Annotated in this window: 10 protein-coding genes; 4 read left to right on the forward strand and 6 right to left on the reverse strand. The window is 68.1% G+C overall.

Annotated elements, in window-relative coordinates; translation table 11 throughout:
• Positions 1-114 precede the first annotated feature (114 nt).
• Positions 115-1,401, forward strand: a complete 1,287-nt coding sequence (locus G9V96_RS09070) for a citrate synthase (protein ID WP_168582742.1) — start codon at positions 115-117, stop codon at positions 1,399-1,401.
• Positions 1,402-1,511: 110 nt separating this feature from the next.
• Here G9V96_RS09070 and G9V96_RS09075 read toward each other — a convergent pair whose 3' ends face one another.
• The 4 genes from G9V96_RS09075 to G9V96_RS09090 form a co-directional block, all read right to left on the reverse strand.
• Positions 1,512-2,783, reverse strand: coding sequence for an MFS transporter (locus G9V96_RS09075; RefSeq protein WP_226913248.1), 1,272 nt, complete (start codon positions 2,781-2,783; stop codon positions 1,512-1,514).
• A gap of 52 nt (positions 2,784-2,835) precedes the next feature.
• On the reverse strand, positions 2,836-3,714 hold the full coding sequence (locus tag G9V96_RS09080; protein ID WP_210424369.1) for a CoA transferase: 879 nt from the start codon (positions 3,712-3,714) through the stop codon (positions 2,836-2,838).
• An 84-nt stretch (positions 3,715-3,798) separates the two neighbouring features.
• On the reverse strand, positions 3,799-4,794 hold the full coding sequence (locus tag G9V96_RS09085; RefSeq protein ID WP_210424370.1) for a GNAT family N-acetyltransferase: 996 nt from the start codon (positions 4,792-4,794) through the stop codon (positions 3,799-3,801).
• A gap of 119 nt (positions 4,795-4,913) precedes the next feature.
• Positions 4,914-6,515 (reverse strand): WXG100 family type VII secretion target, encoded by a 1,602-nt coding sequence (locus G9V96_RS09090; RefSeq protein ID WP_168582743.1) that lies wholly within the window; start codon positions 6,513-6,515, stop codon positions 4,914-4,916.
• A 277-nt stretch (positions 6,516-6,792) separates the two neighbouring features.
• On the opposite strand from G9V96_RS09090, the gene G9V96_RS09095 reads away from it, so the two are divergent.
• On the forward strand, positions 6,793-7,770 hold the full coding sequence (locus G9V96_RS09095) for an NAD(P)H-dependent glycerol-3-phosphate dehydrogenase (protein ID WP_168583944.1): 978 nt from the start codon (positions 6,793-6,795) through the stop codon (positions 7,768-7,770).
• A 92-nt stretch (positions 7,771-7,862) separates the two neighbouring features.
• On the opposite strand, the gene G9V96_RS09100 is transcribed toward G9V96_RS09095, so the two are convergent.
• Positions 7,863-9,005 (reverse strand): CapA family protein, encoded by a 1,143-nt coding sequence (locus G9V96_RS09100; protein WP_168582744.1) that lies wholly within the window; start codon positions 9,003-9,005, stop codon positions 7,863-7,865.
• Between the two features lie 104 nt (positions 9,006-9,109).
• On the opposite strand from G9V96_RS09100, the gene G9V96_RS09105 reads away from it, so the two are divergent.
• Positions 9,110-10,117, forward strand: a complete 1,008-nt coding sequence (locus tag G9V96_RS09105; protein ID WP_168582745.1) for an aldo/keto reductase family protein — start codon at positions 9,110-9,112, stop codon at positions 10,115-10,117.
• A gap of 71 nt (positions 10,118-10,188) precedes the next feature.
• Positions 10,189-10,614, forward strand: a complete 426-nt coding sequence (locus tag G9V96_RS09110) for a DUF1810 domain-containing protein (protein ID WP_168582746.1) — start codon at positions 10,189-10,191, stop codon at positions 10,612-10,614.
• Here the strand turns inward: G9V96_RS09110 and recD are convergent.
• A complete protein-coding gene (recD, locus tag G9V96_RS09115) occupies positions 10,600-12,381 on the reverse strand; it encodes an exodeoxyribonuclease V subunit alpha (protein ID WP_210424371.1) in 1,782 nt (593 codons plus the stop codon). The two genes, G9V96_RS09110 and recD, sit on opposite strands and share 15 nt — an antisense overlap.
• Position 12,382: the final 1 nt, after the last annotated feature.

Below are 12,382 nucleotides of genomic sequence, written 5' to 3' on the forward strand. Positions count from 1 at the left end.
GATACCTGCGGAAACGCAGTCACACGATCGAAGAGCGTGACCTCCGTGGTGACCTGAACCACCTCACGTGCGTAGGGTTGGCTTCGATACCACGACCGAACAGGAGGCACACCTATGGGTGACACATGCCGCATTGAGCTCGATGGAACACCATTTGAGTTCCCCGTCATCGAAGGCACCGAGAACGAGCGTGCCATCGACATCAGTAAGCTCCGTTCCGAAACGGGCTACATCACCCTTGACGGCGGGTACGGAAACACTGGTTCGTGCACGTCCGCAATCACGTTCATCGACGGCGACCAGGGCATTCTGCGTTACCGCGGCATCCCGATCGAAGAACTCGCCGAGAAGTCATCCTTCATCGAGACCGCGTGGCTGGTGATCTTCGGCAAGCTGCCGACCCAGGCCGACCGTGACCGTTTCGCCACCATGCTCACCGAGCACTCCATGCTCGACGAGAACATGAAGAAGCACTTCGACGGCTACCCGACGAACGCTCACCCGATGGCGATCCTGTCGGCCATGATCAACACCCTGTCGGCGCACGACCCAGAGGTGTGGGAGGCCGATGACGACGAGAGCATCGAGCGGGCCGCCGCCGTGCTCATGTCCAAGGTGCGCACCATCGCCGCCGCGGCTTACAAGTCCAGCGTGGGCGAGCCGATCGTCTATCCGCGTTACGACCTGCGTTACGCCGAGAACTTCCTGCACATGATGTTCTCCAAGCCCTACAAGGACTACGAGCCCACCCCGGCCGTCGCCAAGGCGCTCAACCTGTTCCTGTTGCTGCACGCCGACCACGAGCAGAACTGCTCGACCTCCACGGTGCGCATGGTCGCCTCCTCCGAGGCCAACATGTTCGCTTCGTGCTCGGCTGGCGTCTGCGCCCTGTGGGGCCCGCTGCATGGTGGCGCGAACGTTGCCGTCATCGAGATGCTCCAGCAGATCCACGACGGTGGCATCTCGGTCGATGAGTACGTGAAGAAGGTCAAGAACAAGGAAGACGGCGTGAAGCTCATGGGCTTCGGGCACCGCGTCTACCGCAACTTCGACCCGCGTTCGAAGATCCTCAAGGCCGCCGCGGACGACATGCTCAAGGAACTGGACATCCACGACCCGCTGCTGGAGATCGCCGGCGAGCTGGCCGAGGCGGCCCTGTCCGATGACTACTTCGTCAGCCGCAAGCTGTACCCGAACGTCGACTTCTACTCGGGCATCATCCTGCGCGCCATGGGCATCCCGGTGAACATGTTCACGGTGATGTTCGCAATCGGTCGTATGCCAGGCTGGATCGCGAACTGGAAAGAGATCCACGACGACCCCAAGGGCCGGATCTACCGTCCGCGCCAGATCTACGTCGGCCCGACCGACCAGCACTGGGTGCCCCGCGAGGAGCGCTGAACCTACAAACAGTCGCGTCAGCGACGGCCGCGGTAGCGGCAACAACGGGGCGGGCAGCCTGACCGGGCGCCCGCCCCGTTGCTGTACCCCGGATGGTGCCCGCTGCCCGCTTAGACGCGATACCGCACGAAGGCGGGTACGAGCGCGGCCGCGGCCAGCACCCCGACGACGACGAGCACCCCACCACCGATGACGGTCGCGCTGGCCCCCCACACCTGGGCTGCCGCGCCGTGTGCGACGTCAGCAAGTCTGGGGCCACCGGCGACAACGACGACGAAGACGCCCTGCAGGCGACCGCGGACGTCATCCTCGGCGGCGGACTGCAGCATGCTCTGCCGGAAGGCCGAGGACGCCATGTCGGCAGCGCCACCGACCGCCAGCGCGGCGGCCGCCAGCGCCAGCAGCCTTCCGTTCGGCCCGGTTGCCCCCACCACCGCCAACCCGAACGCGCTCACTGACAACCCCCACACAAGGATGGCCACGATCACCGCCAGGCCATGCCTGCGCACCCGAGAAACCCAGCCGGAGAACACTCCGCCCAGCAGCACCCCCGCTGGCATCGCCGCGAACAGGATCGCGAAGGCCAAACCGCCGCTGATCGGGCCACCGAAGGAGTCGTGCGCGATCTCGGGGTAGAGCGCTCGCGGCATCCCGAAGAACATCGCGATGAGGTCCACGCCGAACGACATGAGCAGCACCGGATGCCCGCGTAGATAACTGAACCCGGCTATCACCGAACGCAGCCCGGGCCGACCCACCGCCCCCTGCACCGTCAGCGGCGGCAACTTCCACACCGCCCACAGCGTCGGAAAGAGCGTGATTGTGTGCAGCAGATACAGCCACGAAAAGCCGAGCACCGGAATCAACGCGCCGCCCACGAGCGGCCCGGCAACGGCACCCGCCCCGAACAGCGTCATCGACAGCGAGTTCGCGGCCGGCAACTGCGCGGCCGGTAGGAGCTTGGGCAGCACGGCGGTGCGGGTCGGCTGGTTGACGGCGAAGAAGGCCTGCTGCACCGCGAAGATACCCAGCAGCAGCCACACATTGTGCGAACCCATGGCGGCCTGCGCCCAGAACGCGACACTGGTCAGGATCAGACCCCACGTCGTGATCAGCAGGACGGTACGGCGGTCCGCGACATCAGCCAGTGCCCCACCCCACAGCCCGAAGACGACGAGCGGGACCAGGCCGAAAGCGCCGGTCAACCCGACATAGGCCGAAGACCCGGTCGTGGCGTAGATCTGGGCGGGCACCGCCACGATGCTCACTTGCGCGCCGATCACCGTGGCGATGTTGGCAGTCCACAGCCGCCGGAAATGCGGGTTTGCCAGCGGTGCAGTGTCAGCCAGGTACCGGCGCATTCCGGCGCGCGTCAACGCCATGGCGCCTTGCTCAGCAGTGCCTGTCCGGGGGTCGGCCTACTACCGGTGACCCTCATTCCCCCGACCGGGACGGGAGTCGCACCGCGACGAGGGGGACGTCGTGCTCGCTGGCCCATGCCTCCCACTCGAGGGCGGTGCGGGTGCGGAACACCTCAGCGAAGGCCTCGCGGCTACCGTCGACCTGCAGGGCTGCCAGCGTCGTCCGCAGAAAGTGCGGCTCCAACGCTGCCAGGGCGATCCACCCCTGCTGCGCTTGGTAGATCGAGTACGGCGGGTGCCCGCCGCCGAGGAACGCCTGGGGGTCGGTGATGCCGCGCAGCGCCGGCTGGGCGAAGGCCAGGGCTGTGTCTGAAAGTGCCACCTCACGCCGCGACCCGAAGCCCGTGCGGGCGCGCATGAGCAGGGCGATCGCGGCTTCACCGGCCGCCCGCTCCGCACCGGAGAGGTCGGCGATGAAGGTCGCCGGCATCGCCGGCGGGCGGATCAACCCACCCTTGGCCTGATAGGTGAGGTCATGTCCGGGGGTGTCGGCCTCATCGCCGGGGTGGCCGACGATGTCGATCTGGCACAGCCGCGGAAACCGCGCGTGCAGGCTCTCGTAGTCCACCCCGAGGCGGCGCAGCGCCGCTGGGCGCGAGGAGGTGATGAACACGTCAGCCTCGGCCAAGAACTCATCCAGGCTGCTCCGGTCGGCGGGGTCTTTCAGGTTCAAGGTGCGCAGCTGCATCCCAGCGTGCAGGTCCGCGAACCACCCCGCGTCGAAGCCCATCATCGGGTCGCCGGCGGGCGGCAGCACCGTCAGCACCTGCGCGCCCAGGTCGCGCAGCCGGGCGGCCGCGGCGGGGCCCGGCAGGTTGATCGCGATGGAGACCACCTTCACCCCGTCCAGGGGCAGCGACTCATCCACCGCAACCGTGGCGGCACTGTTCATGGCGTTCCTTCCTTACTCCGCGCTAACCGCGGATTCATCCGATCCTGGCGCCCGACCTGGCCAGGCGCGGCCGACCGTGATCGACTATTGCGTCAAGGCGTTCGCTACCGCTTCAGAGAGACGAAACGCATGCAGCGTTCTCTGGGCGGGGTCGGTGTTGGCCAACCAGGCTCGGTGGACAGGTTCGATGCGGGCCCAGTCGTCATCGGTCATCGCGAACCAGGCGGTGTCGCGGTTGCGTCCCTTATACATCGTCGCGTTGCGCCAGATGCCCTCCGGGCGAAAGCCCAACCGGAGCGCAGCAGCACAGGAGGCCGCGTTCAGGGCGTCGCATTTCCATTCGTAGCGTCGGTAGCCGAGTTCGAAGGCGTTGGCTGCGAGCAGGGTCATCGCTTCGGTAGCTGCGAAGGTGCGTTGCAGACGGGTGCCGTAGATGATCCCCCCGACCTCGGCCGAGCCGATCTGCGGCTGCACCCGCAGGTAACTGGCGGTGCCGAGCACCTGTCCGTGCAGATCGGTGAGGACGTGCGGCACGAACCCCGGGTCGGCCAGGAAGGATTCGATCACCTCTGCCACGTCTTCGACGTCTCGGCAGGGTCCCATCGGCAGGTAGGTCCAAATACTCGGGTCATCGCGGACGGCCTCCCACAGCCCAGGGGCGTGCTGCCTGCCCAACGGGGAAACCTGAACGTAACGGCCCTGGGTGTGCAGCGCCTGCAGCGGCGGCGGCGGGGTGAACTGCACCGAGACCCCGATGGGGTGCCCGGCCTCGTCCAGGGCACTGGGTCGCACCGGGTGCTCGCGCAGTTCCACCTCGATGAAGCTCACCGGCTCCGGGTCATCGTTGCGCACGTTGTGCTCGGTGCCCGCCGGCCTGGCATAGCAACGCCCCGGGACGAGTTGGTTCTGCACCTGGGTCCCGTCCGGCATGGTCACCCGCATGAGTCCGCTGGACAGTGGCACCACGATGTAGTCGAACGGATGCACGTGCGGCCCGGTGCTGGTTCCCTGCGCCAGGTCCCAGCGGGTGACCCTGGTTCGCGGGGAGTCGATCTGCACGTTGGCGACAGCGGTGTCCACGTGGGCATCCTGCCACTGACGCCCCAACCCTGGGCATGCTCAGCCAGGGGCGAATTCGACCTTACGAGCACAAGCGGCCCGCCGCCTCCCGCGCCGACCTGATGCAGGTGCGCCGCCGCTCAGCCGGCTCCATCCGACTTCAGACAGCGGGTGCCGTTGAACTCGGCCAACGACGTCTGCTCCGTTTCCACCCTTGCACCCAGGCTCGCCTTGAGACCGAACCCGGCATCGGCTGAGGCCCCGTACTTTTGAGCTTCCACGGTGTAGGTCGATGTCGTCGTGGTCGTCTGGTCCTTGACCTCTTCCCGGAACGCTTCAACCGCTTCTGACACGGCTGGCGAGTCCCACACCGGCGTCGCAAGAAGCCGCTCGGCCCTTTGTCGCTGCTCCTTAGTGAGAGCGACCTCCTCGGTCGTCGTGGTGATCGTGTTGGTACTCCCCCCAGGGGCCGTTGTGCGCAGGTGATCCTGCCTGGATATCGCCAAGGCAGCCGTGCCATCTGGTTTGAGGGTCAGTGACAATTCCTGAGCGCGCTCTTCCACAGAGCCGCGCTTGCGGCGACCCTCCACCGGTTCCGCTACCGAGGCTCGGTAGCCGCTGGTATTGCCGGAGCCGCTGTAACGCCCAGTCAGGGTGAGGCTTGCGTCGCGGCGTTGCGTGCGGCGCGCCGCCCCCGCCACTGCCATCGATGCACCCACACCAAGCAGCGGCCCGGCAGCAGCGGCGACACCCGCTTTGCCTTCGATAGAAGACTCCTGGGTGACTGCCTCAGCACCAGCGGCGAACAGCACCCCCTGACGCAGACCCTGCGGCAAGTTCTGAGCCATGGCCATGGCTGCGCCAGCTCTGGGAAGGTAGTCATCGACCTCCGCTGCCGGCATCACCGCCACGCTCTCCAACCCGCTGCGTCCGGTGCTGTCCGCGTCGGCTCGCAATGCGAGCTCTGCGCTCTCCTCGTCCCAGGAGGCACTCACCCCGGCCCCAGCCGATACCCCCTTGCCCATCGCCGTGGAGGCGGTGATGACGACTCGCACCCGCCCATCGGCAAGGCTCTCCCTACGCACTAGCGCTGAGTCCTCAGCGCTGACACCCAACCCGCCCGCGAGCACAAGCTTGTGCGACTCAGTGGACAGCGCCAAGTCGCCTGGCAGGCTCCGACAGCTCACCGTTGGCAGCGGCAACTCCGCAGGATGACTCAGCGCAACCAGCGACTGTCGCGCCCGCGCGGCGGCATCGCTGGCCTCAGCCCGGATCTGCGTGCACCGGTGCACCGCTTCCTGCCATCGGGGGTCCCCGGCGGGCATCGGCGGCGGCCCCACGGTGAGCGAACCGTCGTTGCTGTAGCTGAAGACGGGCAGCATGATGGCGTCGGCCGCTGCCGCCCTGGCCTGTACCGCTTCGGTCACTGCCTGGCGGTAGCGCTGTTGCAGTTGCGTCAACTCCCCCGCGTAGCGGGTGAGCACCGCGGCGGCATCCGTCATCGCCGAAGTCATCTCCGCCAGGGGTTTTCGAAGCTCTGCCACGTGGCGTCGGTAGGCATCCCCCTCGCTGCCCACCCAGCCTGATGCTCGGGCGGCAGGCAAAGCCGAGTTGACCGCGGCCAACTCCCCACCGGTACGCCGCAGCTGCGCGGCCGCCTCCTCGATCTGTGCTGGGTCCCCCGGCAACGGACCTGACGCGGGGCCGATGGGGCCCTTGTCCACCGACGCTATGGCGCTCATTGGGTCTCCGTTCTACAGCGCGGGCTGGTGGGCACACCCTGAGGGCGCCCGGAGCCCGCACCGTACAAAGACCGTTAGCGCAGCGGCCGAACTCATCCACAGGCCCCGGCGAATCTGCCGCGACGCCATGACACCCACACCGCAGCCGGCGCCACCGCGATCTGATCGGTAGATGGTGTGTCCCGCCACACCTTGGTCCGCCCCCGCTTACCAATGGCGCTGAGGCCACTAACCTGACCCCACCGCGGAGGCAAACGAGTGGAGGTCGACCGTGACGATGTCCGACCAGGTGCGGGTCGCTGTTTTCGGTACCGGCAGTTGGGGCACGACATTCGCCTCCGTCATCGCCGACAACGGCATTCCGGTACGGATGTGGGGCAAGTTCGCCGACGAGGTCGATGACTTGCGCCGGGAGCACCGCAGCGTGCGTTACCTACCCGATCTGCTGCTGCCGGATTGGGTCGAAGCGACCACCGACCCGCAGGAAGCGCTGGAGGGGGCCGACATCCTTGTGCTCGCGCTGCCCGCCCAAACAGTGCGCCAGAACCTCACCGAGTGGGGGTCCTGCATCCCGGCGGACACGGTGATCGTCTCCCTCATCAAAGGCATCGAACTCGGCAGCACCAAACGGATGACCGAAGTGATCGCGGAGGTGACCGGGGCGGGGCCGGAACGCATCGCAGCGATCTCTGGACCGAACCTGGCTAAGGAGATCGCCCGGCGCGAACCCTCCGCCACCGTCGTCGCGTGCGCGAGCCAGCGCACCGCTGAGTTCCTCGCCGAAGCCTGCGCCACCCCCTACTTCCGCCCGTACACCAGCGGCGACGTCATCGGGTGCGAACTCGGCGGTTCGGTCAAGAACGTCATCGCGTTGGCCGTGGGGATGGCCGACGGACTCGGGCTGGGCGACTGCGCCAAGGCGGCCATCATGACCTCCGGGCTGGCCCAGATGGCCGACCTGGGCGCCGCGCTGGGCGCAGACCCGGCCACCCTGCGCGGTCTGGCCGGGGTCGGTGACTTGTGCACGACCTGCCTGTCACCGCTGTCCCGCAACCAGAGTTTCGGTCGCCACCTAGGAACCGGGTTGAGCGTGGAGGAGGTCGTGGCCGTCACCACGCAGACGGCCGAAGGCGTCAAGTCGTGCGCGCCGCTGCTGCAGTTGGCCCGAGACCACGGGGTCCACATGCCCACGGTCGAGAGCGTCGTCAAGGTCGTGCACGAAGGAGCCCGCGCCGCCGACGTGATCGGGATTTAGCCCGGCTGCGCCCCGGCCGGTGCGCACCTTCCTGATCGACTGGCTCCCAGGTGCGCAGCGGCTAGGCGCTGCATCACGCTGATACTGCGCGCTCAGCTCGGCGACTGCGCCAAGCCGGAGCATCGGGTCGCGGCATCAGCCAGGCGTTCCAACCGGGCCGCCGAGTCCCGCGGGGTGCGGGGAATACCGTTGTCGGCGATCAGCTTCGGATGCCAGGTGTACCCGGTGACCAACGACTTCTGCGTCAGCCGCTGCTCGGGCCCGGCCGCTCCCCGCTCATGGGCAGCGGCGGCATCGACCTCGACGGTGAGCACGCCTGAAGGCTTGGAGTCAGCGCTGGTGTTGTACCAGATGAAGTTGCCGGTGCCGTAACCGACGAAGGTCCGCCCGTTCCAGCCCGAACCCTGCGGGCGGTGCGCGTGCGTACCGACGATGATGTCGACCCCGGCGTCCTTGAGCACCCGCACAGTCTCCCGTTGGCGCTCGTTCGGACAGGTCGTACCCTCGGTGCCCCAGTGCAGGAACGCCACCACCAGGTCGTGCTGGGCCACGGCATCCTCGGCGGCCTTAGTGAAGCGGTCCCGGCGGATGTTCTGGGCCACGCCCGGCGAATCCGGCCCGGCCGACCAGTTGGCATACGTCTCCTCCGGCACCTCCATCGAAGCCAACACGCCTACCTTCACGCCCTTGACGTCCACCGTCAGCGGCGCATAAGCCTCGGCTTCGTTCGCGCCGAACCCGACGATCGGGATGGGGCTGGCCGCCTTCGCCGCCAGCGTGTCCTGGACCCCGACCCGCCCGAAGTCGGCGGCGTGGTTGTTCGCCAGCGACACCGCGTCGATCCCGGCCGCGGCCAGCTTGTCCAGCGCCACCGGCGAGGTCCGGAAGGTGTAGCTCTTGTTCTGCGCCGTGCCACGCTCGGTCAGCGCCGTCTCCAGGTTGAGCATCGCGAAGTCGGCCGCGGCGAGCTCGGGGAGGCGAGTGGCCCACTCCTGGTCGGAGTCCTGCAACAGCGGTGCCACCTGGCGTTCGAAGTGCACATCGCCCGCGAACGCCAACGTGATGGTGCCTGCCGGGGCGGGAGTTTCGGACTCGCTCGCAGGCGCGCTGGACTGCGGCGCAGACTCCTTCGGGGCTTGGCTGCCCGACTGCGGGGACGCCTCCGGCGACGTCGTCGTGCCGGCACACGCGGCCAACGCCAAGCACAACACGAGGGGGGCGGGGGAGGTACGCATGTCGGAAGCGTAGGGCGCCGCGGGGCAAACGACGCCGTTTGGGTTGAGTGTCTTGCCGATTCACCCCGCGGGCGGGGACCGCAGGCCAGGACTACGGTGTTGCCATGGAGTTTCGTTATTTGGGCAACAGTGGTTTGAAAATCAGCGAGATCACCTACGGCAACTGGTTGACCCACGGGTCCCAGGTCGAGAACGAGGTCGCCTCGGCGTGCGTGCACGCCGCGCTCGATCACGGCATCTCGACCTTCGACACCGCAGACGTCTACGCCAACACCAAGGCTGAAACCGTGCTCGGTGAAGCGCTGAAGGGGCAGCGACGGGAGTCGCTGGAGATCTTCACGAAGGTGTACTGGCCGACCGGCCCCGGAGGTAAGAACGACACCGGCCTGTCACGCAAACACATCATGGAGTCGATCAACGGCTCCTTGGAGCGGCTGCAGACCGACTACGTCGACCTGTACCAGGCGCACCGTTTCGACACCGAAACCCCGCTGGAAGAGACGATGCAGGCCTTCGCCGACATCGTGCGCGCAGGCAAGGCGCTCTACATCGGGGTCAGCGAGTGGACCGCCGAGCAGATCCGGCAGGGTGTGGCGCTGAGCAAGGAACTGGGTTTCCAGTTGATCAGCAGCCAGCCGCAGTACTCGATGCTGTACCGCGTCATCGAGGACGAGGTCGTGCCCACCAGCGCCGAACTGGGTCTGTCCCAGATCGTGTGGAGCCCGATGGCCCAGGGCGTGCTCTCCGGTAAATACCTGCCCGGTGAAGCGCCGCAGGAAGGCACCCGCGCGGCCGACAAGAACGTCGGCGGCAACATGGGCGACTTCCTCACCGAGCCGGTGCTGCAGGCGGTGCAGAAGCTGCGCCCGATCGCCCAGGACGCGGGCCTGAGCATGCCGCAGTTGGCGATCGCCTGGGTGTTGCAGAACGACAACGTCGCCGCCGCCCTGGTGGGTGCCTCACGCCCGGAGCAGATCGAGGACAACGTCAAAGCCTCCGGAGTGAAGCTGGACCCGGCGATCATGACCCGCATCGATGAGGCCCTCGGCGATGTCGTGCAGCGCGACCCCGCGCTCACCGCGGCTCGGGCGCCCCAGAAACGGGTCTGCTGAGACTTCGCCGTGTTGCGCCCCGCGATCTACCGGTCGCGGGGCGCGACTCTGACCGACCGGAGGTGAACCGCATGACCACAGCGGATCTGGAGCGTTTCGTAACCGCCCAAGACCAGGGCGGGACCTATCAGCAAGCGCTGGCCGAGGTGCGCCGCGGCCGCAAGAGCAGCCATTGGATGTGGTTCATCTACCCCCAGATCGCCGGTTTGGGCTCGAGCCCGACCGCGCAGCACTACGCGATCCACGGGCTGGAGCAGGCCCGCGCTTACCTGGCCCATCCCGTGCTCGGGCCGCGGCTGCTCGAGAGCGCCCAGGCGGCACTGGAGGCCCCCGGATCTGATGCCCGGGCCATCTTCGGCGGTATCGACGCCCTGAAACTGCGTTCGTCGATGACCCTGTTCGCCAGCGCCGCCCCAGACGAGTCGGTCTTCACCGCGGTGCTCGACCGGTTCTTCGACGGTCCCGACCCCCGCACTCAGGAGCTACTGGGCAGCTGAGTCATCCCCGGTGGCCAGGCGCTCGGCCAGGCCGGTCGCGCGTCGGGCTCGACGGGTCAGGGACTCGCGCAGCACCGCCTCGGAACCGACGACGCACACCCGCCGCTGGGCGCGGGTGATCGCGGTGTAGAGCAACTCTCGGGTGAGCAGCGCCGAATCGTCGGTGGGCAGCAGCACCGTCACGTCCTGCGCTTCGCTGCCCTGCGCCTTGTGCACGGTCATGGCGTGCATCGTCTCCACATCGCCCAGTCGCGAGGCACCCAGCCGGGCTGAACCGCTGGCCCCGCTCATCCAGGCCACCGGTGATCCGTCTTCGCCGCGCACCACGACCCCGGTGTCACCGTTGAACAACTCCAGCCCGTAGTCGTTCGCGGTGACCAGCAGCGGACGCCCCAGATACATCGGCTCGAACAGCCGGTCACCGGTCTCCTCGGTGACCCAGCGTTCGATGTGCCGGTTCCAGGCCTGCACCCCGAAGGGGCCGCGGCGGTGTGCGCACAGCAGACGGTGCCTGCCGACCAGCTCCAGCGCTTCCTCACCCCGCCCGTCCCGGGCCGCGTCTCGGATGGCGCAGGCATGGCGAACCAACCGCGCCCGCAACCTCGGCAGCGGGTCCTCGTCCTCGATGAGTTCCCGTTCCGGTCCGCTGCTGCGAAGCGCCGCGAGCAGCGCATCGGCGTCACCGTCCCGGATGGCGTCGGCCAACGTCCGAATCCCGGCGTCGAAGCGGTGCGATCCGCGCAAGGTCACCACCGGGGAGTCCGCGCGCCCACTCAACCCGGCGACCAGGTCTGCCAGCACGGCGCCGGCATCGACGCTGGCGAGTTGGTCGGCGTCCCCGACGAGGATGAGGCGGGCTTGTGGGCGCAGCGCCTCCAGCAGCCGAGCCGTCATCGTCAAGGACAACATCGAGGTTTCGTCCACGACCACGATGTCGTGCGGCAACGGATTGCTGCGGTCGTGGGCGAACCTCGTCCGATGCCCCGGACGCCAGCCCAACAGCCGGTGCAGGGTCGAGGCCTGCAACTGTTCGAGCCGTGCCGCGTCCGGCCCGGTGAGGTGACCGGCGGCGTTCAGCACCGCCTCCTGCAGGCGAGCCGCGGCCTTACCGGTGGGGGCACTCAACGCGATGCGCAGCGGCGCGCCGTCGGCCTGATCCGCCAGCAGCGCCAGTAACCGCGCGACCGTGGTCGTTTTGCCGCTGCCCGGCCCACCGGTGAGCACCGTCGTCCACGACCGGGCCGCCCGCTGCGAGGCTTGTCGCTGCTCAGCGAAACTCTGCCCGGGGAACAACCGCTCTAACGCAGAGGCGAGCCGGTCCTCATCGACCTGGGGCGGCGGCTGGGACAGGCGCAGCTGCAGGTCGGCGCACACTTGGCGTTCCTCCTGCCAGTACCGGTCCAGGTACAGCAGCCCGAACTCGTGCCGGAGCACGCCGGCCTCGATGAGGGGCCCGCTCTGGCAGGCCTGCGACCACGCCTGCGGGTCCGGCCAGCCGGCGCCCTCGGGCCAGGCCACCTCCGGGGTCAGTTCGGCAACGCTGCGCACATCCAGGCAGGTCGAGCCGGCGCGGGCGGCGCGGCTCAGCAGCGCCACCGCCAGCAGCACCTCGGGGCGATCCTCCCCGGTCAGGACCCCGAGCCGGTCGGCGACGTGCACATCGGGGGCGGTGACCAGCCCGGCCTGGTTGGCGTGCGCCAGCAGTCCCTGCGCCCGCAGCGCCAAGCGTGCGTCATTCTCGGAGGTGGCCTCGAACAGTTCGCTCACG

Origin of the sequence: Gephyromycinifex aptenodytis, assembly GCF_012277275.1 — a bacterium.
In the GTDB taxonomy this organism is placed as follows: Bacteria; Actinomycetota; Actinomycetes; order Actinomycetales; family Dermatophilaceae; genus Gephyromycinifex; species Gephyromycinifex aptenodytis.

What these genes read in the sequence shown, in the direction of transcription:
- G9V96_RS09070 (WP_168582742.1), top strand. Translation starts at nt 115, where the DNA reads ATGGGTGACACATGCCGCATTGAGCTCGATGGAACACCATTTGAGTTC.
- G9V96_RS09075 (WP_226913248.1), bottom strand. Translation starts at nt 2,783, where the DNA reads ATGGCGTTGACGCGCGCCGGAATGCGCCGGTACCTGGCTGACACTGCA.
- G9V96_RS09080 (WP_210424369.1), bottom strand. Translation starts at nt 3,714, where the DNA reads ATGAACAGTGCCGCCACGGTTGCGGTGGATGAGTCGCTGCCCCTGGAC.
- G9V96_RS09090 (WP_168582743.1), bottom strand. Translation starts at nt 6,515, where the DNA reads ATGAGCGCCATAGCGTCGGTGGACAAGGGCCCCATCGGCCCCGCGTCA.
- G9V96_RS09095 (WP_168583944.1), top strand. Translation starts at nt 6,793, where the DNA reads ATGTCCGACCAGGTGCGGGTCGCTGTTTTCGGTACCGGCAGTTGGGGC.
- G9V96_RS09100 (WP_168582744.1), bottom strand. Translation starts at nt 9,005, where the DNA reads ATGCGTACCTCCCCCGCCCCCCTCGTGTTGTGCTTGGCGTTGGCCGCG.
- G9V96_RS09105 (WP_168582745.1), top strand. Translation starts at nt 9,110, where the DNA reads ATGGAGTTTCGTTATTTGGGCAACAGTGGTTTGAAAATCAGCGAGATC.
- G9V96_RS09110 (WP_168582746.1), top strand. Translation starts at nt 10,189, where the DNA reads ATGACCACAGCGGATCTGGAGCGTTTCGTAACCGCCCAAGACCAGGGC.